25 protein-coding genes and 2 tRNA genes are annotated in these 23,383 nt (G+C 69.0%); 15 read left to right on the top strand and 12 right to left on the bottom strand.

Going from position 1 to position 23,383, the window contains the following annotated elements; translation table 11 throughout:
- The 4 genes from M0R80_23190 to M0R80_23175 all read left to right on the top strand — a co-directional run.
- A partial coding sequence (locus M0R80_23190) for a hypothetical protein (protein MCK9462537.1) occupies positions 1-1,855 on the top strand: 1,855 nt, incomplete at its 5' end.
- Positions 1,852-2,415 carry a hypothetical protein gene (locus tag M0R80_23185; GenBank protein MCK9462536.1) on the top strand — a complete coding sequence of 188 codons (564 nt, stop codon included), beginning with the start codon at positions 1,852-1,854 and terminating at the stop codon, positions 2,413-2,415. The genes M0R80_23190 and M0R80_23185, both read left to right, overlap by 4 nt.
- Positions 2,415-3,398: a hypothetical protein gene (locus M0R80_23180; protein ID MCK9462535.1), complete on the top strand. Its 984-nt coding sequence runs from the start codon at positions 2,415-2,417 to the stop codon at positions 3,396-3,398. Before M0R80_23185 ends, M0R80_23180 begins: the two co-directional genes overlap by 1 nt.
- 1 nt (position 3,399) lies before the next feature.
- A complete protein-coding gene (locus M0R80_23175) occupies positions 3,400-3,975 on the top strand; it encodes a hypothetical protein (protein MCK9462534.1) in 576 nt (191 codons plus the stop codon).
- A gap of 16 nt (positions 3,976-3,991) precedes the next feature.
- On the opposite strand, the gene M0R80_23170 is transcribed toward M0R80_23175, so the two are convergent.
- The gene (locus M0R80_23170; protein ID MCK9462533.1) at positions 3,992-4,810 is read right to left on the bottom strand and encodes a methyltransferase domain-containing protein; all 819 of its coding nucleotides are present in this window, start codon (positions 4,808-4,810) and stop codon (positions 3,992-3,994) included.
- Positions 4,811-5,021: 211 nt separating this feature from the next.
- Here M0R80_23170 and M0R80_23165 point away from each other — a divergent pair, with 211 nt between their 5' ends.
- From M0R80_23165 to M0R80_23135, 7 genes are all read left to right on the top strand, one after another.
- Entirely contained in the window at positions 5,022-6,254 is a 1,233-nt protein-coding gene (locus tag M0R80_23165) for a VCBS repeat-containing protein (GenBank protein MCK9462532.1), read from the top strand.
- Between the two features lie 162 nt (positions 6,255-6,416).
- A tRNA-Pro gene (locus M0R80_23160) sits at positions 6,417-6,491 on the top strand.
- 74 nt (positions 6,492-6,565) lie between these two features.
- A complete protein-coding gene (locus tag M0R80_23155) occupies positions 6,566-7,276 on the top strand; it encodes a 5'/3'-nucleotidase SurE (protein ID MCK9462531.1) in 711 nt (236 codons plus the stop codon).
- A 13-nt stretch (positions 7,277-7,289) separates the two neighbouring features.
- Positions 7,290-8,018, top strand: coding sequence for a LysM peptidoglycan-binding domain-containing M23 family metallopeptidase (locus M0R80_23150; GenBank protein ID MCK9462530.1), 729 nt, complete (start codon positions 7,290-7,292; stop codon positions 8,016-8,018).
- Positions 8,015-8,545 (top strand): adenine phosphoribosyltransferase, encoded by a 531-nt coding sequence (locus tag M0R80_23145; protein ID MCK9462529.1) that lies wholly within the window; start codon positions 8,015-8,017, stop codon positions 8,543-8,545. The genes M0R80_23150 and M0R80_23145 overlap by 4 nt, the downstream gene beginning before the upstream one ends.
- Positions 8,546-8,580: 35 nt before the next feature.
- Positions 8,581-8,988, top strand: coding sequence for a hypothetical protein (locus M0R80_23140; GenBank protein ID MCK9462528.1), 408 nt, complete (start codon positions 8,581-8,583; stop codon positions 8,986-8,988).
- Positions 8,985-10,856, top strand: coding sequence for a hypothetical protein (locus M0R80_23135; GenBank protein ID MCK9462527.1), 1,872 nt, complete (start codon positions 8,985-8,987; stop codon positions 10,854-10,856). The genes M0R80_23140 and M0R80_23135 overlap by 4 nt, the downstream gene beginning before the upstream one ends.
- A gap of 55 nt (positions 10,857-10,911) precedes the next feature.
- Here M0R80_23135 and M0R80_23130 read toward each other — a convergent pair whose 3' ends face one another.
- From M0R80_23130 to M0R80_23115, 4 genes are all read right to left on the bottom strand, one after another.
- Positions 10,912-11,142 carry a hypothetical protein gene (locus M0R80_23130; GenBank protein ID MCK9462526.1) on the bottom strand — a complete coding sequence of 77 codons (231 nt, stop codon included), beginning with the start codon at positions 11,140-11,142 and terminating at the stop codon, positions 10,912-10,914.
- A gap of 99 nt (positions 11,143-11,241) precedes the next feature.
- Entirely contained in the window at positions 11,242-12,618 is a 1,377-nt protein-coding gene (locus M0R80_23125; GenBank protein MCK9462525.1) for a FecR domain-containing protein, read from the bottom strand.
- Positions 12,608-13,261: a sigma-70 family RNA polymerase sigma factor gene (locus tag M0R80_23120; GenBank protein ID MCK9462524.1), complete on the bottom strand. Its 654-nt coding sequence runs from the start codon at positions 13,259-13,261 to the stop codon at positions 12,608-12,610. Before M0R80_23120 ends, M0R80_23125 begins: the two co-directional genes overlap by 11 nt.
- A gap of 17 nt (positions 13,262-13,278) precedes the next feature.
- On the bottom strand, positions 13,279-14,319 hold the full coding sequence (locus tag M0R80_23115) for a hypothetical protein (protein MCK9462523.1): 1,041 nt from the start codon (positions 14,317-14,319) through the stop codon (positions 13,279-13,281).
- Between the two features lie 125 nt (positions 14,320-14,444).
- On the opposite strand from M0R80_23115, the gene M0R80_23110 reads away from it, so the two are divergent.
- A complete protein-coding gene (locus M0R80_23110) occupies positions 14,445-14,912 on the top strand; it encodes a hypothetical protein (protein ID MCK9462522.1) in 468 nt (155 codons plus the stop codon).
- Positions 14,913-15,031: 119 nt separating this feature from the next.
- Here the strand turns inward: M0R80_23110 and M0R80_23105 are convergent, their stop codons facing one another.
- Entirely contained in the window at positions 15,032-16,120 is a 1,089-nt protein-coding gene (locus M0R80_23105; protein MCK9462521.1) for a mechanosensitive ion channel family protein, read from the bottom strand.
- On the bottom strand, positions 16,120-17,646 hold the full coding sequence (locus M0R80_23100; GenBank protein MCK9462520.1) for a sulfatase-like hydrolase/transferase: 1,527 nt from the start codon (positions 17,644-17,646) through the stop codon (positions 16,120-16,122). The genes M0R80_23105 and M0R80_23100 overlap by 1 nt, the downstream gene beginning before the upstream one ends.
- Positions 17,647-18,268: 622 nt before the next feature.
- On the opposite strand from M0R80_23100, the gene M0R80_23095 reads away from it, so the two are divergent.
- The 3 genes from M0R80_23095 to M0R80_23085 all read left to right on the top strand — a co-directional run bounded on the left by M0R80_23095 (position 18,269) and on the right by M0R80_23085 (position 19,167).
- The gene (locus tag M0R80_23095) at positions 18,269-18,844 is read left to right on the top strand and encodes a MarR family transcriptional regulator (protein MCK9462519.1); all 576 of its coding nucleotides are present in this window, start codon (positions 18,269-18,271) and stop codon (positions 18,842-18,844) included.
- Positions 18,841-18,981: a hypothetical protein gene (locus M0R80_23090; protein MCK9462518.1), complete on the top strand. Its 141-nt coding sequence runs from the start codon at positions 18,841-18,843 to the stop codon at positions 18,979-18,981. The genes M0R80_23095 and M0R80_23090 overlap by 4 nt, the downstream gene beginning before the upstream one ends.
- A 109-nt stretch (positions 18,982-19,090) precedes the next feature.
- Positions 19,091-19,167, top strand: a tRNA-Arg gene (locus tag M0R80_23085).
- Between the two features lie 113 nt (positions 19,168-19,280).
- Here M0R80_23085 and M0R80_23080 read toward each other — a convergent pair.
- The 5 genes from M0R80_23080 to M0R80_23060 all read right to left on the bottom strand — a co-directional run.
- Positions 19,281-20,366 carry a site-specific integrase gene (locus tag M0R80_23080; GenBank protein MCK9462517.1) on the bottom strand — a complete coding sequence of 362 codons (1,086 nt, stop codon included), beginning with the start codon at positions 20,364-20,366 and terminating at the stop codon, positions 19,281-19,283.
- A 16-nt stretch (positions 20,367-20,382) separates the two neighbouring features.
- Positions 20,383-20,808: a helix-turn-helix domain-containing protein gene (locus tag M0R80_23075; GenBank protein MCK9462516.1), complete on the bottom strand. Its 426-nt coding sequence runs from the start codon at positions 20,806-20,808 to the stop codon at positions 20,383-20,385.
- Between the two features lie 521 nt (positions 20,809-21,329).
- On the bottom strand, positions 21,330-21,761 hold the full coding sequence (locus M0R80_23070; protein MCK9462515.1) for a hypothetical protein: 432 nt from the start codon (positions 21,759-21,761) through the stop codon (positions 21,330-21,332).
- A gap of 360 nt (positions 21,762-22,121) precedes the next feature.
- On the bottom strand, positions 22,122-22,616 hold the full coding sequence (locus M0R80_23065) for a hypothetical protein (GenBank protein MCK9462514.1): 495 nt from the start codon (positions 22,614-22,616) through the stop codon (positions 22,122-22,124).
- 303 nt (positions 22,617-22,919) lie between these two features.
- The coding region (locus tag M0R80_23060; GenBank protein MCK9462513.1) for a hypothetical protein at positions 22,920-23,383 on the bottom strand (464 nt) is incomplete at its 5' end.

Below are 23,383 nucleotides of genomic sequence, written 5' to 3'. Positions count from 1 at the left end.
TACGTATACGGATACCGACACGGACACGGACACCGACACCGATTCCGAGACCTGCGACGACGCAGACGACTGCGCGCAGGAGGGCGAGTGCGCGATCGCGAGCTGCGATCTGGACGCGGGGCTCTGCGCCTACGAACCGGACACGGACCCGTGCGCGGCGCTCGAGGGAGAGTGCGCGCAGGGCCTGACGTGCAGCTACTCCTCGGCGTCGGAGAGCTGGGTGTGCGCGCACTCCGTCGGCCCGGGCAGCCTCTGCCCGGCGAACGGCTGCGCGGACCGCGCGTGCGTCGAGGTCATCGACAAGGCGGTGTGCCAGTACACCGCGAACGCGGCCAACTGCCCGCCGGACGGCGAGTGCGACGCGGTCGGCTGCGCGCTGGACACCGACGCGGGCGTCTTCGATTGCACCCAAGAGGCGGAGGCGGCGCTCTGCGCGACGCCGGAGTGCGGGGACGTCGCGTGCGACACGTCGTTCGACTGCGCGTACACCGTCGATGACCTCGACTGCCCGGCGCTCGGCGAGTGCAGCAACGCGGCGTGCGCCGGATCGGCGAGCGTGCCGGGAACGTGCGGCTACACCGTCGACTGGACCGATTGCGATCCGGGCGAGACCTGCTCCGGAGATCCGAGCTATGCGTGCGGCGGCGGCGGCTGCGCCGGCGGCACGGTCGGCGCCGAGGAGCAGGTGAGCGACACGACCGGCGCCACGAACTACCCGTCGGCCGCGGCGAACGGATCGGGGTACGGCGTGGCGTGGCAGGACTACACGGGGACGACCTACGGCCAGGTGTACTTCGCGCGGCTCGACTCGGGCGGCGCGCTCGTCGCCGGCTCCCTGCACGCGGTCTCGTCCGGGACGACGGGGAACTTCCCGTCGCTCCTGTGGCTCGGCGCGGCCGGGGGCTACGCGCTCGTGATGCAGGGCTGGAGTTACACCACCTCGACCTACGAGATCTACATCGGCTTCCTGGACGCGGACGGCGTCCTCGCCGCGCCTTTCGAGCAGGTCTCCGACGAAGACGCGTTCAACTCGCGCTACCCTGAGGCCGCGTTCGCGCCCGACCTCGGGACCGCCGGAAGGATCGGGATCGTCTGGTCGGACGCGCGGAACACCTCGACCGGCCACGACGTGTACATGGCGGTGCTCGATCTCGAGACCGGCGCCCTGGTGGACACCGCCGGCGACGTGAACCACCAGCTCACGGGGATCGTGCTGGACGAGCACTGGCCGATCGTGACCGGCACCGCGACCGGCTTCCTGACCGCGGTCATCGCGTCGACGACCGAGCAGGTCGTCACGATCGAGTCGAGCGACGCGGGAACGGCGCTGGCGGCGCCTACCTACGTGACCCCGGAGCTCACGGCATCGCGCCCCATCGATGTGGCGTGGGACGGCGCGGACGAGGTGGGCCTCGTCTGGCGCGACGACCGGGAGCCGCCCCTGAAGCGGATCATGTTCCGGCCGCTCGACGTGCACGGGGCCTTCGCCGGCGTCCTCTCGGACGGGGTCCCGGTCGGCGACGCGCTGAACAGCACCGTGGTTCCGGCGTACTACATCGGCGAGGCGTCGCTCGCGTTCGACGCGCTCGCGGGAGCGTACGCGCTCGCCTGGGACGCGCAGCCCGGCGTCAACGGCGGCGATCCGAACGAGGCCGAGGTGTTCGTCACGCTCATCGAGGGCGGCGGCGGGTCGTTCGACGCGCCGTTCCAGATCAGCACCGCCGACGGCCGGTCGGTCATGCCGGCGCTCGCGATCGGGGGCGGGTACCTCGCGGCGTGGCACGACAACCGGTCGACGCCGGCCGACACGACCTACGCGGGCGAGATCTACGCCGCGGCGTTGAGCTGCCCATGAATTCCGGCGAGCGGCTGCGCCTCGCCGTTCGGGCGATCGCCCTCGCGGCGGCGTCCTCCGGGCTTATTGCCGCGTGCGATCCCGTGGACGGCGCCGAGCCCTACGCCCTGTGGGACGTCTGCGAGCACCCGGACGGCGCGTTCCACTTCCACGTCCTCGAGCCGCCGTGGGAGCGGGTCCACGGGTTCTCGGACGAGGCGCCCGCACTCCTGCTCGACCCCTCGGAGGATCCCGGCGGCGAGACCCCGGATCCCGGCGCGCGCGCCCGGCTCGGCGCGTGGGCGAGCGGGGCGGCAAGCGTCGCGGATGAGGCGGGGGCGCGCCGCGCGCACTGGGAGGGTGAGGGGTTCGCGGTGGAGGCCGCCGAGACGTACGAGAACCGCGCCGGGGATCTCGGGATCGTGCAGCGCGCCTCGCGGGGGGAGAGCCGGGTGGCCGAGCTGATCTTCGAGGGCGGTTCCGTGGTCGTGATGTCGCTCTGGGGCAGGGGATCGATCGCCGGAGAGGACTTCCGCCTGCTCCTCGACGGCTTCGAGCCGAGGGCCTCCGGGGCGCACTGATGGAGAGCGCGCTCGCCCCACGCCTCGCCCTCGCCGTCGCGCTCGCGCTGTCGTGCGCGGCCGGGATCGCCGAGGCCGCCGAGAAGGTCCGCTGCCCGGTCTGCGGCCAGATCTTCGACGACGACGTAGATGTCTGCCCGAACGACGGCACGGATCTCGGGGCCGAGGGCAAGCCCGTGGAACACGGGCCGGAGCCGGTGCCGGCGGAGGAGCCCGACGGCGCGCAGGACGACGGCGAGGGCCCGAAGCCGAAGTACACCCGCCACGACGTCGACGGCGAGAGGCGGCGCGCGGATGAGGCGGAGCCGGACTACGGGGATCGCCACGCGCGGCTCGGAGAGGATCGCCGCGGGGACGAGGCGGCGGAGCACAAGCGGCGGCCGCGCGCGGAGCGGGAAGCGGAGCTCGCGGCCGAGGACGAACGGCTGCGTTCCGAGTTCGAGACGCGGCGCCGGCGGATGTGGGAGGGGCGGCAGCGGCGGGCGGAGGAGGAGCGGCGCGCAGCGGAGGGCTTCGAGAGCCTGATGCGCACGTCGCTGTGGGGCAGGGGGGCGCCGCTCACCTCGGTCGGCGCGCGGTTCTCGTGGATGGGGGAGGGCGACGACTCGGGTCCCGTGTCGAGCGCGGAGATCGACGTGAACCTCCTGAAGACCAGGGTGCGCGTCGGCCTGTCCTCGTCCATCGGCGTGCGCGCGCTCGATCACCGCGACGATCTCCTGTTCGTGGAGAGCGTGTCGGCCGGCGTGCAGCTGCCGTGGCGGTTCTCGCCGTACATCGTCGCGCGGGCCGGGGTCGGCGGGCTCGTCCAGAACCGCTTCGGGCGGGATCTCGTCTACGTCGTCCGCGCGTTCGGCGCCGAGGCGGGGATCGACTGCCGCGTGGCGCGGACGCTCGTCGTGACGCCGTCGTTCGGCTACACGTCGTACGGCATCGACAACGCGATCTGGAACAGCTTCACGGTGAAGCTGTCGGTGGGGTTCTAGGATGTGCGATCTGCGGATCGCGATCTTCGCGCTGCTCGCCGCGTGCGCCTGCCGGGAGGATCCGGCCGCTCGAGAGGTTGCGGCGCCGGAGCGAACCCCGGAGACCGCGATCGTCATCAGCGCGAAGCCCGACGCCGAGCCCGAGGCGGAGCCCGACGCGAGCCCCGGGGACGCGTCCGCGCCGGACGCCTCGGTCGCGCGCGGGGGAACTCTGTGCGTCGCACCCCTGGACTACAGCGAGACGCCGGGAAAGGGCGGGATGTCGGTCGACATGTTCGGCGACGGGCCGTCGCCCACGCCGCGCAACGCGCGGGCGATCGTCACGGTGAACGGCGAGAAGCGGGAGATCACGCTGAAGAAGGGTGCGCGGTTCGACGGCCTGCCGCTGGACGAACCCGTGCTGGTGTCGCTCGCGAGTCCCGGACGACCGCCCTACTTCGGCAGGAAGATCTCGTTCGCGAAGGAGGGCGCCGAGGCGCTCTGCCTCTACGAGAACGCGTTCTACGGGACGGTCCAGGTAAGCGACGTGCCGCGCCGGCCGTTCTGCCGGAAGTGCATGAGGGACGACGCGCCGTAGCGCACGCGGGGTGTCGTCACGCCTTCCGGAAGCACATCACGTCCGCGCTCAGCGTGACGTCCATGGCGTCGAGCGCCGCGATCCGCTCCTTGGCCGAGCGCCGGGCGCCGCGGTAGGTCGTGGCGAGCAGATCGCGCAGCGCGTCCCCGTCGGCGTGGACGATCGCCCGCGCCTCGACCCGCTCCTCGAGCGAGAACCCCTCGCCGAGCAGCTCCTCGACCCGCGCGGCCCGGTCGCGCGCGACAGCCTTTCCGAGCGCCGCCTCGCGCAGCTCGGCGAGGTCGTCGCGGCCCGGGACGACGACGATCGCGCGGCCGTCGCCCCGCAGCAGGCTGTGGAGCTCGGCGCCGTTCTTCCGCGACGTGATCGAGAAGATGAAATCGAACGCGCCGTCCAAGAACGGCAGGCGCCTGTCGGCGTTGGCTGCGATCCACCTGATGGCGCCGTTGCGCCGGGCGGCGGCGGTCAGGGCGGCGGTGGAGAGGTCCACGCCGTACCCTTCGAGCCGGAACCTCTCGGCGATGGAGGAGAGGAAGAAGCCCTCTCCGCACCCCACGTCGAGCGCGGTCGAGCCGGCCTTCGCGCCGCGGGCGGCGAGCATCGCGGTGAGCGCCTCGAGGACGTGCGCGCCGAATCCTCGCTCGAGCAGCCGGCCGCGGGCCCGAACGGCTTCCTTGGAGTCGCCGGGCTCCCTGGCGCGCTTGTCCTGCGGGGAGAGGAGGTTCACGTACCCGGATCGCGCCGTGTCGAACGCGTGGCCCTTGGGGCAGACGCACCGCCGCTCCTCCCACGCGAGGGGCTCACCGCAACCGCGCACCGGGCACACGAGAGGCATGACTCATGGGATCAATCAGCATTCGGGCTCGCGATCAAGGGCCGCGAGAGGAGGTCGTTACCTCAATCAAAAATGGTCACGCCACTTCCGCCGCGGTCGTGCTCTCCCAGCTGTGATATAGTCCGGGAAACGTAGGAGTTTTATCGCAGATCGGATCCTATGAACTTGCCCGAACCGAAAGTGGCTTTGTCCGAGCTATGGGAGGTGCGAGATGAGGAACATGCTCTGGACATGGGTGGTCGCTGCGGCCCTGCTGCCCGCGTGCTCTGACGACGGCTCGCCCGGCGACGCCGACGCGGGCTCGGACACCGACACGGACACCGATACCGATACCGATACCGATACCGATACGGACACGGAAACCGACAGTTACTGTGACCCCAATTGGACCGAGCACATAGTGGATGAGGAGCAAGGCACCACGACCTCGGTGTACGCCGCGGACGTGGACGGCGACGGCGACCTCGATGTGGTCGGCGCGGAATGGTTCACCAACGCCATCGTGTGGTGGGAGAACACCATGGGCGATGGCTCGGCCTGGACCGCGCACACGGTGGACGGGGAGTTCGAGGGCGCAGAGTCGGTATACGCCGCGGACGTGGACGGCGACGGCGACATCGACCTGCTCGGCGCGGCGGCGGACGCCGATGACATCACATGGTGGGAGAACACCGCGGGCGACGGCTCGGCCTGGACCGCGCACACTGTGGACGGGGCGTTCGACGGCGCGTACGGGGTGTACGCCGCGGACGTGGACGGCGACGGCGACATCGACCTGCTCGGCGCGGCATGGAACGCCGCCGATATCACATGGTGGGAGAACACCGTGGGCGACGGCTCGGCCTGGACCGCGCACGCGGTGGACGGGGAGTTTGGTGGCGCTGCCTCGGTGTACGCCGCGGACGTGGACGGCGACGGCGACCTCGACGTGATCGGCGCGGCGGCGTTCTACGATGACATCACATGGTGGGAGAACACCGCGGGCGATGGCTCGGCCTGGACCGCGCACGCGGTGGAAGGGGCGTTCGACGGCGCATTCGGGGTGTACGCCGCGGACGTGGACGGCGACGGCGACATCGACCTGCTCGGCGCCGCGGCGTTCGACGATGACATCACATGGTGGGAGAACACCGCGGGCGACGGCTCGGCCTGGACCGCGCACACGGTGGAGGGGGAGTTCGACTGCGCTGCCTCGGTGTACGCCGCGGACGTGGACGGCGACGGCGACCTCGACCTGCTCGGCACGGCATGGGACGCCGCCGATATCACATGGTGGGAGAACACCATGGGCGACGGCTCGACCTGGACCGCGCACGTTCTGGACGGGGAGTTCGACAGCGCAGGCTCGGTGTACGCCGCGGACATGGACGGCGACGGCGACCTCGACGTGCTCGGCGCAGCCGCTTTCGAAATCGTATGGTGGGAGAGCGACTGCATTCCGTAGGCCCCGGTATGCGTCGGTTTCGGAGCACAAGAGGACGGGGAACGAAGACTTCGAAATTGCGGGCGTGCTCATCCGAGCGAAGGCGAGAGCCACCCCGTTGTTTCTCGCGCGCCCAAGGCGCTTGCCTCTGCGGGATCGGTCTGGTAGAGAGGGATCGCTTTTCGGGGCGTAGCGCAGCCTGGTTAGCGCACTAGACTGGGGGTCTAGGAGTCGGAGGTTCAAATCCTCTCGCCCCGACCGAGGAGCTCGCGACGACGCGCACCGTTCTCATCACCAACGACGACGGCATCGAGTCCCCGGGGCTCGAGGCGCTGGCCGACGCCCTTATGGCTCGCGGCGACGTCGAGCTCTGGGTGTGCGCGCCGGACGCGCCCCGCTCCGCCTGCAGCCACGGGATGTCCCTGATGTCGCCGGTCCGCGCCGTGCAGCTCGGCGAGCGCCGCTTCGCCGTGGGCGGGCTCCCGGCGGACTGCGTGTACCTCGCCCTGTTCGGGCTCATGCCGAAGCGCCCCGACGTCGTGATCTCCGGGGTGAACCGCGGCCCGAACCTCGGCACGGACGTCGTCTACTCGGGCACGGTCGCGGGCGCGCGCGAGGCGGTGATCCGCAGGATCCACGGCGTGGCCGCGAGCCTCGTGAGCGGCGACGACTACACGCGGGCGGCGAAGAGCGCGGTCGATATCGCCCTCGCCCTGGCGGAGATCCCGGGACCGCCGCGGCTGCTCAACCTGAACTACCCCGGCCCGGTCTTCGACGGCCCGGCGCTCGCGCCGCTCGGCGAGCGCACCTACCCCGAGGAGGCGTGCGCGTGCGTCGATCCGGCGACCGGCGAGCCGCGCTGGGCGATCGGCGGGCCCCCGGTCCGGGATCGCTGCGTGTCGGGCACGGACGGCTGGCTCATCGCGAACGGCGTCGCGTCCGCGACGTTCCTCGGCGTCGACCAGACCGATCGCGAGGCCCAGGCCGAAGCCGCGAGCGGGCTGCTCGCCCCGGCGATTTTTTCGCCGGCCCGCCGCCCGTGATAGGATGCGCGGCATGAGAGCTTCCGCGCTCGCCGGGTGCGCCGTCGCCCTCGGGCTCGCCTTCGGCGGCTGCGGCCCGCGGAACGTGGCGCCCGAGCGGCTCCTCGGCGTCTGGCACGAGGTCGCCCCGGGCGAGACGGTGGAGTCGATCGCGAGCGCGCACGGCGCTGATCCCGCGGTGGTCGCCGAGCTGAACGATCTTCCCGCGAGCCTCGCCATCGCGGACCGGCGCGAGCTGTTCGTCCCGACCCGGGAGGGCGGCGAGCCGCCCGGGACCGGCGCGACCCCGATCGCGCCGAAGCCCCTCGCGAAGCCGGAGGCGAAGGCGGCGGCGGAGTGCGATCCGAAGAGCGGGCGCTGCCTCGAGTGGCCCGCCCGCGGCGAGGTCGCGGCGCGGTTCGGCGCGCACGGGGGCGTCCAGCACGACGGCATCGACATCGTCGCGCCGGAGGGGACTCAGGTGGTCGCGGCCGAGAGCGGGCGCGTGGTATACAGCGGCGACGGGATCAAGGGCTACGGCAACATGATCCTCGTGAAGCACGACGGAGGGCTCATCACCGTCTACGCCCACAACGCCGCGAACGACGTCGCCGACGGGGCGGCGGTCGCGCGCGGGCAGAAGATCGCGTCGGTCGGGCGCACCGGTACCGCGACGGCGCCGCACCTCCACTTCGAGGTCCGGCGCGGGGAGACCCCCGAGGATCCGCTCCGCCACCTGCCCCGAAAGGAGGACGACGAATGACCCGAGAGCTCGACGCCGTGAGGCGACTCATCCGCGACGTCCCGGACTTCCCCAAGCCCGGGATCCTCTTCAAGGACATCACGCCGCTCGTCCGCGATCCCGCGGGCTTCAAGACGACAATCGATCTCCTCGCCGCGCCTTTCGCGGGCGCCGGGGTGACCGCCGTCGCCGGGATGGAGTCGCGCGGGTTCATCTTCGGCGTGCCGGTGGCCGAGAGGCTCGGCGTGGGGTTCGTCCCGATCCGGAAGCCCGGAAAGCTCCCGGCGGCGAAGGTGCGCGAGGAGTACTCCCTCGAGTACGGCACCGACGCCCTCGAGATGCACGCGGACGCGGTCGGCCCGGCCGATCGCGTGCTCGTCGTCGACGATCTCCTGGCCACGGGCGGGACGGCGGCGGCCGCGGTGCGGATGCTCCGGCGCGCGGGCGCGACGATCGTCGGGCTCGCGTTCGTCGTGGAACTCGACTTCCTGTCCGGGCGCGGCAAGCTCGCGGACGTATCGAGCGTGCACAGCCTGCTGCACTTCTGACGGCCGCCGGCGCGGCCCTCGACGAGGAGCGAGACGTGGGTTCGAAAAGAGACGGAAAGATCATCCTGTTCGGCGTCCTCAACGTCGTCCAGGCGGCGTTGGTCGGCGCGATCCCGCTCGTCGCCCCGGCGCGATCCGGCGCGCTGAACTGGACGCTCGGCGCCGCGGCGGTGCTCATGATCGCGGCCGCCTTCGCCCTCGTGTTCGGCGGGCGCCTCGGGCGGCGCGTCGCCATGGCGGTCTGCCTCGTCTACTGGGTGATGGGGCTCGCGTTCGCCGCGCTCATCGTGGCGGCGGCCTCGTACCTCTACGGGCTGTACGGCCACAACGGGCAGACCGCGGGGGCGATCGCGTTCGTCCTCGCGGCGCTCGTGCTCGTGCTGTTCTGGCTCATCCCGGGGCACGAGATCCACTTCCTCAGGCGGCGCGCGGAGGAGCCGTGAGGGCGCCCGGCGTCGCACGGCTCGGCGCGGTCTCGGCGATCGTCCTCGTCTCGGCCGCGGTGCTCGCGCCGCTCCCGTTCGCCATGGAGCGGACGACGGCCCTGACCGCGGACGGCGCGAAGGACGCGCTGCGGCACCTGCGCGCGGTGCTCGACGGCCGCGCAGGGCCCGCGGCGTTCGTGCCGGGCGGCGGCGTCGAGGGCGACCACGTGCCCCTCGTCCTGACGATCTGGAGGGACGGCGCGCGGTGGCGCGTCCACCAGATCGACGACGAGCCGTTCGGCGCGGCGATCCGGACGCTCGGCGCGGAGCTCGTCCGATCCAGGGCGGCGCTCGCGGCCGGAGGTCACAGGGTGCGCCTCGCGCTGGACGCGGCGATCGCCGACGGGTGGGTGCCCGAGGGCGGGATCACCTTCAGCCTCGCGTTCGTCGAGGGCAGGTACGGGGTGAGCGGCGAGTCCGCCGGCCGGCGCATCTACGTCCCACCGAGCGAGCTTGTCCGCCTGCAGCGGTACGGCAGCTTCAGGCCGCTCCCCGGTTTCGACCCCCGGTTCAAGATCGGCCTGGACGCCCGGCAGGCGTCGAGCGCCGTGAAGCGGCAGGGGGATCAGATCGGCGCCGTGGGCGCGCCCTCGCGGATCCGGCGGTTCGCCGCGATCTCCGTCGTCGAGGACGACGATCTCCGCCCGCGGAGGCTGCTCAAGGGGACCGTGGAGCGCCCGCCGCTCACGAGGGCGAGGATCGACGCCGCGGTGCGCGCCGGGGCGCGGTACCTCGTGCGGGCGCTGCGCGCGGACGGGATGTTCCGCTACCACTACGCGCCGCTCCGGGACAAGGACGTGAGGGAGCAATACAACTGGCCGCGGCACGCGGGCACCGCGTACAGCCTGGCGCTCGTCGGCAGGGTGCTCGGGGAGCCGGGGTTCACCGACGCCGCGGAGCGCGCGCTCGACAGGTTCGTCGCGCAGCTCGGAGACGGTCCCGACGGGTCGCGGTGCCTCGTGGAGCGCGGCGGCTGCTACCTGGGATCGTCCGCGCTGGGGCTGCTCGCGATCGCCGAGCATCGGATCGCGTCCGGGAGCGGGAGGTTCGAGCCCGCGGCGCGCGGCGTGGCCGCGTTCATCATGGCGATGCAGCGCGAGGACGGCTTCTTCCATCACGACTGGAGCGCGAAGGGCGGCGTCGATCGCGACTCCATGAAGCTCTACGCCTCGCAGCAGGGCGTCTTCGCGCTCGCCCGGTACGCGCGCGCCTTCGGCGACGAAGCGGCGCTCGAGGCGGCGGAGCGGGGGATGGACCACCTCGCCGGCCCGTACTGGGATCACTTCCTCGGGACGTACTTCTTCGGCCAGGAGCACTGGTCGTGCCTCGCCGCCGAGGAGATGTTCGCCGCGCGCCCGAAGCCCGAGTACGCCGAGCTCTGCCTCGCCATCGGCGACAACTACGACAAGCTCTGCCACGCGCCGGGCGACACGCCGTTCCCGGAGGACGTCGGCGGCATGTCCGTGACCCACATGTTCACGCCGCACGTCGGCGGCACGGCGACCGCGGCGGAGGCGATGGTGTCGGCCGTGGCGCTCGGGCGAGCGACCGGTGCGGACGTCGGCTCGATCACGGCGCAGCTCGGCTGGACGCTCGCGTTCCTCGAGAAGGGCCAGCTCACCGCGCACGACGCGTTCTGGATGCCGACGCCCGAGGACGCCATCGGCGGCGTGGCGGAGTCGCAGACCGTGATGCGGATCCGCATCGACAACGTGCAGCACGTGATCTCCGCGATGATCCGCGGGCGCGACTTCGTCTTCCCGGGGCGCGCGACCGCCGCGGAAGACGGGGCAGCGGCGCGTTCCTACGTCGTCACGTTCCGTTGAAGGATCCGCCCCGTCGGGAGAGGGGCGTGGCGCGGCGGGCGGGGTCTGTCGCGGCTCAACCGCAGATCAGGCACTGCCAGTCGTTGTCGTAGTCGGTGTCGGTGTCGCTGTCGGAGTCACTGTCCGAATCGCTGTCGGAGTCGGAGTCGCTGTCAGTGTCATTGTCGGTGTCGGTGTCGGACGGGAGCCCGTCGTCGAAGCTATCGTCGCTGCAGCCGCCGTAGAGGCCGCCGACGCCCATGAGCATCAGGGAACAAACAATCAGGATACGAATCACGTTTGTCATTTTGGATCCTCCGCTTCTTTCCCTCTATTAGTGCCACAAAGGTACCAAATGGACGGACACTAAAGAAGTATTTTTTTCAGTAACAACAATATTTCATTCCTACAGGTTCTCGAGCGCCTCCAGCCGAACTTTCGCCGCCGGCGCGTGCAAACTCTGGGGGAATCGACGGAGGAACTCTTTGAGAGAGCTCGCCTCGTCTGCCGTGCGGCCCATCCGCCGCAGCGCCGAACAGACGCCGAAGAGCGCGTTCTCGGCGAGCGGGCCGTTCGGTGCCGCAGCCAGGTAGTGCCTGTAGTCGGTCAGCGCCGCTCCGGGCGAGCCGAGGTGATCGAGCTCGATCTCCGCGAGCGGCACCCGCACCGTGATCGCCTCCTGCCGGAGCGGGAAGTCGCGCCCGATCTGGCGGTACGCCGCGATCGCGTCCGCCCAGCGCTGCGCCTTGACGTGCTCGCGGGCGCGGCGGATGAGATCGTCGGGGGTCTCGACGACTGGCTGCGTCGAGGTGTCGGCCGCTGCGGCACTGCCGTTCTTCGCCCGGACGTCCCCGCCGCGCTTCTGCGGCGAGGCGCCCGCGTCGGCCTGGATCGGCGCGGCCGCGGCCGGCGGCTCCGGGATCTCCTCGGACGCCGCGGCGTTGGCGTCGCGCAGCTCCAGCAGCGCGAGGATCGCGCCGGCGGAGCCGCCGTCGAGCGGGGCCGTGTCGTCCGCCCGGAACGCGAAGCTCTGCCCAGCGATCACCCGCGCGCCCTCGGCGCGCGCCGTGCTCGAGACGAGCACCGAGCCGCGCACGACGCTCACGTGCACTTCGTCGGGCTCGACGGCGACCGAGAAGACGGTGCCGGTGACCGCGATCTCGCACAGCGGCGTGATCACCTTGACCCGGCGGGATCCGCCTGGGACGAGGTGGATCGCCACGCGCCCCCGTTCGAGGCGGAGGGCGACGACCTCCTCGTCAAGCGCGGCCACGCCCATCGAGCTGGAGCTGTCGAGGCCGACCGCGACGTCGGTGTCGCTGCGCAGCAGGAGGGGCGAGCCCGTCGTGGTGAAGACGTGTCCGGCGCCCGCCGGGGTGCCGCCCGCCGCCGCGAGGAACGACGCCGGCCCCGCGTCCCGCGCGGGCGCGCTCCGCTCCCCGGGCTCGTCGAACACGAGCGCGAGGGCGATCGCCGCGACCGCCGCGGCGGCCGCGGTCGTCAACGCGAACGCCGCGATGCCCCGGCGGCGGGAGTCTCTGGAGGTGCGCGCGTGCTCGCGGATCGCTCGATCTATCGCGGCTGGCGCCACCGGCTCCGGGTGCGCGAGCCCCCGGACCGCGGCCGAGAAGGCGCGGCATTCCGGATCCTCCGCGGCGAGGCGCTCCGCGAACCGGCGCTCCTCTTCGGAGAGCGTGCGCTCGTCCGCGAACTCGGCCTCGATCAGCGCGAAGAAGCGCTCTCTGGCTTCGTTCCTGGCGTCGCTGTGGGACTCACTCCCCATCCGTATCCTCAAAATGGCCGCTTCCGAGCAGCTCGATCGCCGCAGGATCGACCCCGAGGCTCTGCCTGAGCTCTCGCAAACCGACCCGAATCCGGTCGCGAACCGTGTTCAGCGGAGCGTCCATGAGCCGCGCGACCTCGGCGACCGAGTAGCCGTACACGAGCCGCAGCACCAGGGTCTCCCTGCGCTTGTCCGGGAGCTTGTGCAGGTGCTTCGCCCACATCTCCATCCGCGAACGTCGCACGGCCTCCCGCTCGGGTGTCGTGGAGATCACGCCGGCGTCCTCGGCGACGAGCGTCACGGTCCGTTCGCTCCGGCGCCGCCGCTTGAGCTGCCGCATGAGGACCCGGTATGTCAGTTGTCCTGCCCATGCCTCCATCGGCCCCGTGCCCTTGTACTTCCCGAGGTTCTCCAAGATCGCGACGAAACATGCGTGCGTGTAGTCCTCGATCTCATCGTCCCGCCCGACGAGCAGCCGCACCGTGTGGCGCACGCGGGGCCCTATTCGTTCCAGCAGCCGCCGCGCGGCGTCGCGATCGGCGGCAGCCTCTCGTGCTTCCCGGAGATCGCCCAAGCTGCCCGCGCTCTCGTCGGAGCGCCCCGTTGCGCTCTCCGAGACCTTGTCTTTGTGGTGCGTCGACATCGGGTTTCGGACGGAACTTACAGTAACGTGACCTTCGCTCCTAGCTCGAAGATGGGCCGCACCCTCCACGGGGCGACGACGACCCTCGATTCGTCAGAGGTCGTCACCACGTACCGGTGGTTGTACAGCTCGATGTCGATCCCGATGGAAAAGAAGACGGACGCGAGCCGCCCGACGATGCGGTCGACGCGCACGAACGGGTAGATCGCGGCCGTGACCTCGGCGCCCGGCTCCCTGGCGTCCACGGTCCAGTCGCGCGACGTGACGCGGAAGGTGACGATGTCGACGACGGCGCACGCCCCCACGTCGAGCCGCCAGCGGGAGAACCGCCACTCGCCGAACAGCCCGAGCTCGATCGGGTGGGACCAGATGTCGGCGGCGATCTCGGGCGACTCCACCTCGACGGGGAGGTCGAGCCTGTACGCCGCGAGCACGTAGAGCACGGGCGCCGCGCGGACGCGGAGCTCGATGCGGGCGCCGTGGACGATGGGATCCGTCGGCGCGAACAGCTGCAGCGCGTAGCCGATCGACGCGCCGAGCCGCTCGGGCGTGTCCGCCGGCGCTGCGTTCGAGACCGGCCGCTCCACGCCGATCCTGCCCCCCGCGAGCAGCCCCTCGATCGAGCCGCGCACGATCACGGCGAGCGTCTCGAGCTGCGCCTCGACGTCCTGCGCTTCGGTCTGCACGTTCCGCACGAGGACGCGCCCGCCCGTGGAGTCCGCGATGAACAGGAAGACGTGCTGCGGCGCCGACAGGTCGAGCCAGATCACCGCGATGGCGCCGGTCGAGGCGGCCGCGTCCCGGGCGTGGTCCACGCGGTTCGAGATCGCGTCGTCCCAGCCGGCGATGCGCCGCGGGACGAGCGTGACCGGCACGTCGACGAGGCCCGCGCCGATGGCGTCGAGGGCGCGCTCCGTCATGGGGTCCGCATCCGCCTGCGAGATGACGACGACGATCCTGCGGGCGGGATCAGCGACCGAAGGCGCGGGGGCGAGCCATGCCGCGAGGACGAGGCAGGCGCACCCGAGCGCGCGACGTCGATGGGCTGCGGAGGGCATCGCGTCTTTTATCCCCGATCCGTCGGCGGGGAGGCAAGGATTTCCACCGCGGCGGAGTTGGCGACGGGCCGAGGTGCGTATATAGTTTCGGGCATCAACGTCGAGGGGAATCCAAGGAGGATATCATGAGGAAGGACACGCTCATCGCGCTGCTCGCCATCCTCGCGCTCGTGCTCGCGTCGCCGCTCGCTTGCGGCGAGAAGGAGGACGAGGAGGAGGACGACGGCGGCGCGGACACCGACTCGGACACCGACACCGATTCGGACACCGACACCGACTCGGACACGGACGTGGACTCGGACACCGACACCGACTCGGACACCGACACCGATTCGGACACCGACACCGATGCGTGCACGCCGTCGACCGTCGCCGAGGTGTGCACCAAGGTGTTCGAGTGCGGCGGCTGGGGATGGCCGGATCAGGGGACCTGCGAGAGCTGCTTCATCAACGGGTCCGGCATCGCGTGCGACGGCTACGAGACGCCGTGCGACTCCGAGACCGGCTACTTCGGCTGCGTCTGCGACTGCATCGATCTCGAGTGCGACCCCTTCGCGACGTGCGAAGGCGCCTGCTGGACGGACAACTGCTGAAGACGATCCTCGGGAATCGACGTCCGGACCGACGCCCGGACCGACGTTGCCCTGAAGCGACGGTTCGGGTACAAGGGGCTCGTCCATTGTGCCCGAATAGCGCTTTCTGTTGAGAACAGCTAGCTCGAGGCTAGGTGCACCGTGCGCGTCGGGAACGCGAAGCTCGTGCCCGCCTTCTCGACGACATCCATGAATCCCAGGAGCACCTCTTGCCGGATGAGCTGGAACTCCGCCCAGTCCGCGGTCTCGAACCACGCCATCACCTCGATGTTCAGAGACGAGTCCGCGAGCTCGGCGAAGCGAACGACGATCACATCCGGCCAGATCTTGGGGTGCTCCCGGATCACGCGTTCGAGCCCGGCGAGCACCTGCCGCATCTGCGCCGCCGTCGTTTCGTAGACGAGCCCCACCGTGCATGCGAGGCGGATGCGATCACGCGCCGAGAACGACTCCAAACGCATCTCGGAGAGCTTGCCGTTCGGGATGCTGATCAGCGTCCGGTCGAGCGTCCGGAACCGCGTGGATCTGATCCCGATCGCCTCGACCGTCCCGACGAAGTCCTCGACCCGCACGAAGTCGCCCTCGCGGAACGGGCGGTCGATGCCGAGGGAGAAGGCGCCGAACAGGTTCTCGACCGTCTTCTGCGCAGCCAGCGCGAGCGCGATCCCGCCGATCCCGAGCCCCGCCAGGAGGGATGCGACCGGGTAGCCCATCTCGGCGAGCAGCGTGACCGCCGCGGCGGCGAGCACCGCGATCTTGGCGATCCGACCGCCGAGCCGGATGAGCGCCTTGGACGCGGCGCGCTCCTTGGCCCACGCCGAGGATGCGATCGCCTCGCGCATGACGTCTACGCCCCGCGAGAGCGCCCAGAGCAGGACGAACAGCAGCCCGGTGTGCAGAACCTCCCGTGCGAGGTCGGCGACGGCGGCGTCGACGCCGAGCCACGGTAGCGAGAGTCGCAGGAGCGCGATCGCCCAGACGAACATCAACGGGCCGCGCGTCTTTGCCACTATCAAGTCGTCGATCCGCGATTGCGTACGGAACGCGACGCGTCGGAGGATGCGCCTGGTCAGGCGCGCGAGCCCCAGCCCGATGGGGAGCGATGCGGCCGCGAGGAGCCCGAGCAGCAGCCACTGCCACCACGGCGCCGCCAGGGGGCCGTGCTGGAGCAGGAACCCAGGCAGGTGCTCGGTGAAACCCGACATCATCACCTCCTCCGGTTCGCCGGCTCCTCTGCGTCAGTCGGTGATCGCATGTAGCCCATCGCGGTGAGCACCCGCATCGTTTCCTCGGAAAGGGGGCCCGAGACGGTCGTCCCGCGCAGGCTCGATTCCATCCCTCTCCGGAGATCCCGGAGCGTGCTGGAACCCGAGTTCTCGTCGTAGACGTTCCGGCGCTCCTCGGGGTCGGCGACGAGATCGTAGAGCTCGTACCGCTCGCCGTCCCATGCCAGGCTCGGGAGATCTCGTGGGCGCGATGGGGCCGAGCCCTGGGAGAGATCGTTGAGGCGGGAGGCGGCGCTCTTCGGAACCGCGTGGTGGTGGACGAGCTTCCAACGCCCCTTGCGCACCGCTTCGCGGCGAACTCCGTGCGCGTCGTACTGGCTGAAGACGAGCCGTTCCCTGTCGACCTCGGCCGTCCCCCTGAGGACGCGTGCGATCGATATTCCCGGAAGCTCGTCGCCGGAGTAGTCGACTCCGGCGAGATCGAGCAGGGTCGGCGCGATGTCGATGTGGGTGTAGGGACGATCGTCCCGAACGTTCTTCGATCCGATTTCCGGCGCGACGAGAACGAACGGTACGAGCAGGACCGGTTCCCACATGTGGTAGGTGTGCGTATAGCAGTTGTGCTCGCCGAACGCCTCGCCGTGGTCGGCGGTCACGAGCACCGTCGTCCGTGGGAGCGCACCTTCGGCTGCGAGGAAATCGATCAGCCGACCCACTTGGGCGTCCGCGAACGCCACCTCACCGTCGTAGGCGGCGACGATCCGGTCCCGATCCGGTGCTGGCAAGGGCTGGCGATACTCGCGGCGCGGCCGCTCGATGATCCTGCCGCCCGGGACCTCCTCGAGGAAACGGCGGTACCCCAAGTGTGGGCGATACGGCGCGTGCGGTGCCGTCAGGAAGACGACGAGGAAGAACGGTCGCGGATCCTCCCTGGCGAGCCAGCGGATCGCCCTGTCGACCAGCGCTTCGTCGGACGGGAACATCCGCCCCATCGTTTTCGTGTCGACATAGACCTCGAAACCCTGGGAGTAGCCGACGTCGGCGCCGACGAGCGGGTTGCCGACGAACGACGCGGTCCGGTAGCCGGCTTCTGCGAACCGCTCGGCAAGGGTTTCGACGTCGTCGGAGAGCTTGTGGCCGTTCAGCTCCACGCCGTGTACGCGCTTGGGCTGTCCCGTCAGGATCGTCGTGTAACTCGGCCGGGTCCACGAGGAGTTCGAGACGTAGCCGGTCATGGTGAGACCGCTCCTTGCGAGCGCATCGATGCTCGGGCTCGTAGCCCGGCCGTATCCGTACGCGCTGAGATGCTGTGCATTCAATGTATCGACGACGACGAGCAGAGCGGATCTGCCGGCTGCCGGCTCGGCCCCGCGCGGTCGGGGCGTCAGCTGCGAAGGCGCGCCCGCCTCGGCCCCTTCCTCCGTAGCCGCAAGCGCATCGACCGCGGAAGGTGTCCACGGTTCTTCATCCGGTGTCGAGTTTCGACTCGACGCGCAGGATGTCACCATTGTGAAAACGAGGATCGAGACGATGCGCGAGGTCCGCGTCATCCCCGCGGTGAGGACGGCAGGCCGTCAAGGCTGCTCTTGCTGGCCCCGCGGTCGATTGGGAACTCGGGCTTCTTCACCTCTTCGACGTCAGGAATACAAGTGAAGTCCTTGCAGATGAGACCTGCGGGGCAATCCCCGATTGCTTCGCACGCGGGCTTCAGGCAGGTGTCTTTGATGCAGCGTTGACCGGACAGACAGTCCGAATGCCTACGGCATTGGCCCTGGACTGCCACACACGCCCGGTTCGTGCAGTATTCCCCCACCGGGCAGTCACTGTTGTCGCGGCATCTGCCGCACAGGCCGTCGACACACCACAGCGTGCCCGGGCAATGGGTGTCGCGGCGGCACGTCGGGTACGCCGGCGTGCACTGGACCGCCAAGAGGACGGCGATTGCGGCTACGGCGCGGGTAGTCCACTTGGCGAGAGGGGCGGCGAACGGTTTCGAGAAGTTCATTTTCATTGGACCACTAATGATAAGAGATGTAAAAATTAGCGTCAATATATTTAGTACACTAAATTAGAGCAAATCGAGGACCTCCCGTGTACAACTCAGAGGCGCGAGGATACCCGAGGGACGACATGAAAAGACGCTCGAAGACCACCTCGACACGGCCGCAAAGCCGCCTGGACGGAACGGACGGAACGGACGGAACCGGCATCTACGATGACAGCATCCTGAGATCGTTGCGCCGGATCATGCGCGCCGTCGACCTGCACAGCCGGCAGCTCGCGCGCCAGCACAACCTGACCGGGCCGCAGCTCGTATGCCTGCGCCGGCTGTCGACCCAGGATGGGATCACACACGGCGAACTCGCCGAGGCCGTTTCGCTCAGCCAGGCGACAGTCACGGGGATCGTCGACCGGCTCGAGATGCAGGGGCTGGTTCGCCGCGAGCGCAGCACCGAGGATCGCCGTGCTGTCAGAATCCTGCTCACTGATAACGGGCGGAAGATCATCCGGAGCGCGCCCTCGGGCCTCCAGGAGCGATTCGCGACACGGCTGCGCGGGCTCTCGAAGAACGAACAGGCTGCGATCGATCGCGCACTGCGGCAGATCGTCATCATGATGGAGGCGGACAGCCTCGACGCCGCGCCTATCCTGGACGCCAGCTCGGTTCTCGATGCCCCACCGCTCGTCACGACCGAGAAGCAGTGACGCGGGTTCATGAAAGGAACCGCCACGTCTTCGACCGCTACAACATCGTCGACGACGACGACCTTCTGGAGGCTGTCGAGAAGCTGGAGACCGGGCGCAAGATCGAGCTTGATAAAGCGAGTGCGAGTGGTCTATGAACGTGTGTTTTGTTGAGGCTTGGACACAGTTTGGTCACACTTCGTGTTTGGGTATTTGTGCTTCCGTGAACGAACTTTTAACCAGGCGTCAACATTGCGGTTTTCGAGAGCGCCCATAGCTCAGGTGGATAGAGCATCGGTTTCCTAAACCGGGGGTCGCAGGTTCGAGTCCTGCTGGGCGCGCCAGAAAAACTCAAGCCCCGCGCGGTTTTCCGCTCGCGGGGCTTTTTCGTAGGCGCGATACAAAAGCAAACTGGTACCAAACTGGGACCAGAATTCGAACCGTAACCCCTTGCCCGTCATGAGTTCACCGATCCGTCTTTCTCTCTGCCCGTCTCAGTCCGGCTGCCGAGTTCGATCACGCGCACGGCTTCTCGCAGGTCTTCCTCGCTCACCACGTTGTAGCGCTCGAACACCGCGCGCGTCCGGTGACCGCTCAACCGCATCACCACGGACTCGGCCACGCCGCGTCGGCGCGCGTTCGTGATGAAGCTGCGGCGCAGGTCGTGGAACCACAGCCTGTGCAGCCCGGCGCTCTTGCGCGCCCGGTGGAACACCTTCACAATTTGGTTCCACGGTTTGTCCGTGTCCGGGTTCACGAATACGTAGCCGGAAATCGACCGAGGCAGCTTCTCCAGAACTTCTCGCACGCGGCCCGTGAGAATGATCACTCGCGGCTGCTTGCTCTTCGTGTCCCTCGCCGCGAGCCGAACCGTGCCCGCCTTGAGGTTCACCTGCTCCCACCGCAGATCGAGGATCTCCCGCTTGCGCATGCCGGTGTCGAACGCCATGAGCAGGATCGGCTTGAGCGGCGCTTCGGCGCACCCGTACAGCGTCTCGAACTCGCTCTCGCCGATGGCCACGTCACGCACGTTGTCCTCATTGAGCATCTTCACGCCGAGGAGCGGGTTGCGGTCCAGATCGCCGCATTTCGCCGAGTGGTTGAGTACGTGCCGCAGCAGCGCGACCTCGCGGTTCATGGTGCTCACAGCCGGCGTCTTTCCCCTGCGTGACGGTTCGATCTTCCTCTTCTCGCGGTACGTGTCGATGTCCTTCAGCGTGAGCGACGCAGCCCGTCGCGAACCCAGGTGCCGGATGAAGTGCTTCGCGCGGCCGACGTCGGTCGCCGGATCCTGCGTGTCCCGCTCAGCGACCGGCGCGTAGTTCTTCCACGCCTCGGCCACGGTGAGCGGCTTCGCCTTGGGCCGGTCGAAGTACCGTCCTTCGAACGCCTCGGTCCGCATCTTCTGCTCAAGCGCTGTCGCCATCTCGCGCGTCGGGATACCCGCCTTCTTGAACCGCTTCGAGCTGCCGTCAGTCAGCTCGAGCCACGTGTCGATCTTCCAGAACTCCCTGCCTCTCTTCTTGTACTTCCTGACGCCCATCCTCGTTCACCTCCTTTCACCTCGGCAAACGGGCGTCACCTTCATCAATAAGGAGAGCACGATCGTGCGTCAACGTCTGACTTGGCGAAAACGCGCGGTTGCACGCCACGGCGCGGCGGCGGGATGTCACCGCAGCGTCGAGTTCGGCCTCTCTGAAGCGGAGCTGCCGGCCCACGCGGTAGGTGGGGACCTCTCCCCGACGGACACGGTGGTTGAGCGCATCGACAGAAGGAAGGCCGAGGTAGCTGGACGCGTTTTCCGGATCCAGCAACGGACCCAAACCGTCTACGGGGACGATATCCACCCGCGCGCCCTCGGCGATTTCATCCAGCGTCGGCTGTCTGCTCTTCAGCAGGAGCGCGTCGATTTCGACCCGGCTGAAGCGGAGGCTGCCGCCGAGCCGATGCCCCGGGAGAACGCCGCGACGTTCCAGCTCGCGCACCGCGCCCTCGGACGGTAGCGCGAGGTACCCGGTGAGTTGGGCGGCCGTGAGCCACGGACCGCGGGTCCCGGCGGGCGCCGTCGGAAGACATTTTCTCAACACCCGGCCGGATCTCCGGGGTGGATCGTTCACGCCGCCCGCTATCGCATTCGCCCGGTTGCGGCTCATGACCGCATCCGCCGACTGCTGTCGCGACGCGCGTCGGCGATCCCGTCGATCGCGGAATTTGCGTCAGCTACTTTTACCGCATCGCAAAGACCGGGAGGTTCCGACTTGGCGTCGCCCATGTTCTCCTCTCTCGGGTTCTCTCGGGGTTTGCACACCGAGAGATTGGCAGACGAAAACGGGGGACAAGGAACGGGGCGTCGTCAGACACCCGTCGCCGGTTCTGTCGCAAAGAGATCCGCGGAACGGCTTGGTCCCAGAACATCTCCGCCTCGAGGACACGGTCGGACGCGAGGCCGGCGAGCCCCGTCCCTTTCCCCGCAAAACCCGCGCGCCCGCGCCAATGCTCGGTTCTCCTAGAACCAGGCTTTGACGCCCGACCCCAATTCGGCGACCTTGCCGTACCATCGCCCGCCCCCCTCGATCGTCTTGAGCGCTTCCTCGTAGTCGCTCTCGCTCGAGGTCTCGAGCTCCTGCTCGTGTTTGTGCCCGGACGACTTCTTCGACTTCGCGCCATTGGCTTGCTTTCCGTGAGCGACACTGCGCGGCTTTTTGCGGAGGGTGTCTGCGAGTTTGAGGAGCCTGCGGCCGAACTGTCCGGCTCGGATCGCGGAGAGATTCTTGTAGCATCGTGCCGCAAGCTCTTCCTCGCCCACGAATTCGAGCGCCCAGTCCAGGCATTTTCCTCGAAACCAGCAGTACGACCCGAACAGACCGCGGACATGTGTGTCGTTGCGGAACCAGCAATCAGCGGCGTCGCAGTCGATCTTGCCGTCCTTGTCGTGCACGGCTTTACCCTTGGCTTCGCAAGGGTACGGTCTTGGATAATTGTCGAGTCCCATACGCGTGTGGTCAGTGAGTAAATGATCGGCCTCCCTGTCCGTGCGCGCCTCGGGCAGGACAATCCCGGGATGGAAGCCGTCAACGGATCTCGCTGGCGGCGCGGGTTCGAAGGAAAGAAATCGGGGGTAAAGAGCGGGGCGTCGTCAGACTCTTGTCGCCGGGACTGTCGCGAAGACGCTCGCGGGACGGCTTGTCCCGAGTCCGCCTCCATCTCGAGGCCGCGGCCGATCACGAAGCTGGAGAGCCCCGCTCTTCCCCCCGGGCGACTCGCGCGTTTCTCCGGCGCATCCGGTCGAGGGGCGGCGCTAATGCCAGGCCACCACGCCGGAGCCCAGCGAAGAGGCCTTCCTGTACCAGCGTCCGCCCTTCTCGAGAATGTCCACCACGCGTTCGAGCGTCGTGGTGTAGGGCCGAAGCGTCCACACGCCGTTCTTCTCGTCGAAGAAGGACACCCGCTCGGTGAAGCACGGCGGCTTGTCGAACGGCGGCATCCCGCGGTAGCGCTCGCGGAGCTTCCACGCCAGGTCGAGGAGCTTCTTGCCGAACTTTCCGGCTTTGCGGGCGGACATGTCGGCGAAGCAGCGCTTCGCCAGTTTCCGCTCGTTGATCGCCTCCAGTTCGCGCACAAGAATTTCTCCTTTGAACCAGCAGTGGGCTTCGCAAGGCTCGGTCGGGTGGTCGCCGTCTCGAAATGCGCACTCGGTCGCTTCGTAGTCGCGTGCGTCGATCTTTTTCGAGCCGGGCAGGGTGGGACGTTTGCCCCGGCACGGGTACGGGGACGGATAGAGATCAAGGCCCATAGGTTTGTGGTTACCGAAGTAAAAGAATCCAGCTTCGATGACCGATCGCGCCTCAGATGGGTCCGGACCGGGGAACGAGCCGCGCCCGGGATGGCCGGAGGGCGGCGCGAGTCCGAAAGAAAATCGGGTGCGAGAAGCGGGGCGTTGCAAGACTCCCGTCGGCGCTCTCGCGGAGCGGTTTTCGGGACAACCTGTCCGGAACCCGTCTCCATCTCCAGGCCGTGAGACGCGAGGCTGGCTTGCCCCGCCCTCGCACCCGAACGACTCACGCGCCCGGCCGGTTCGCACGGTACGCCGCTCGCTCTAGAAGCACGAAGCCACGCCCGAGCCCAGCGACGAAACCTTCTTGAACCAGGTTCCGCCGCGTTCGAGCAGGGACACCACGCGTTCGACGCTGGTGTTGTAGGGCTTGAGAATCCAGTCGCGGCTCTCGTCATCCCAGAAGGAGACCCACTCGGAGATGCGAGGGCGCTTCTCGGCGGGAACGTCGCGGTAGCGGCCCTGGAATTCTTCCGCCAGGTCAAGCAGGCGTTGGCCGAACTCGTCGGCCTCGTCGACAGACATGGTCTCGCTGACTCGCTTGGCCATCTTCTTCTCGCCGATGGCTTCGAGCTCGCGGGACAACGTCTCTGCGTTGAACCAGGCGTAAGACCCGATGAAACCGCGCGGACGATCCTCGCTCTTCTGAGCGCCTTCGACAGGTCCGTAGTGGATGCCTCCTCGTGAGTTGAGAACGGCGACGTTGTTCTGGCTCCTACACGGGTAGG

The organism is Pseudomonadota bacterium, assembly GCA_023229365.1.
Classification (GTDB): Bacteria; Myxococcota_A; Polyangia; order JAAYKL01; family JAAYKL01; genus JALNZK01.
This window is presented reverse-complemented; position numbering and strand designations above follow the sequence as displayed.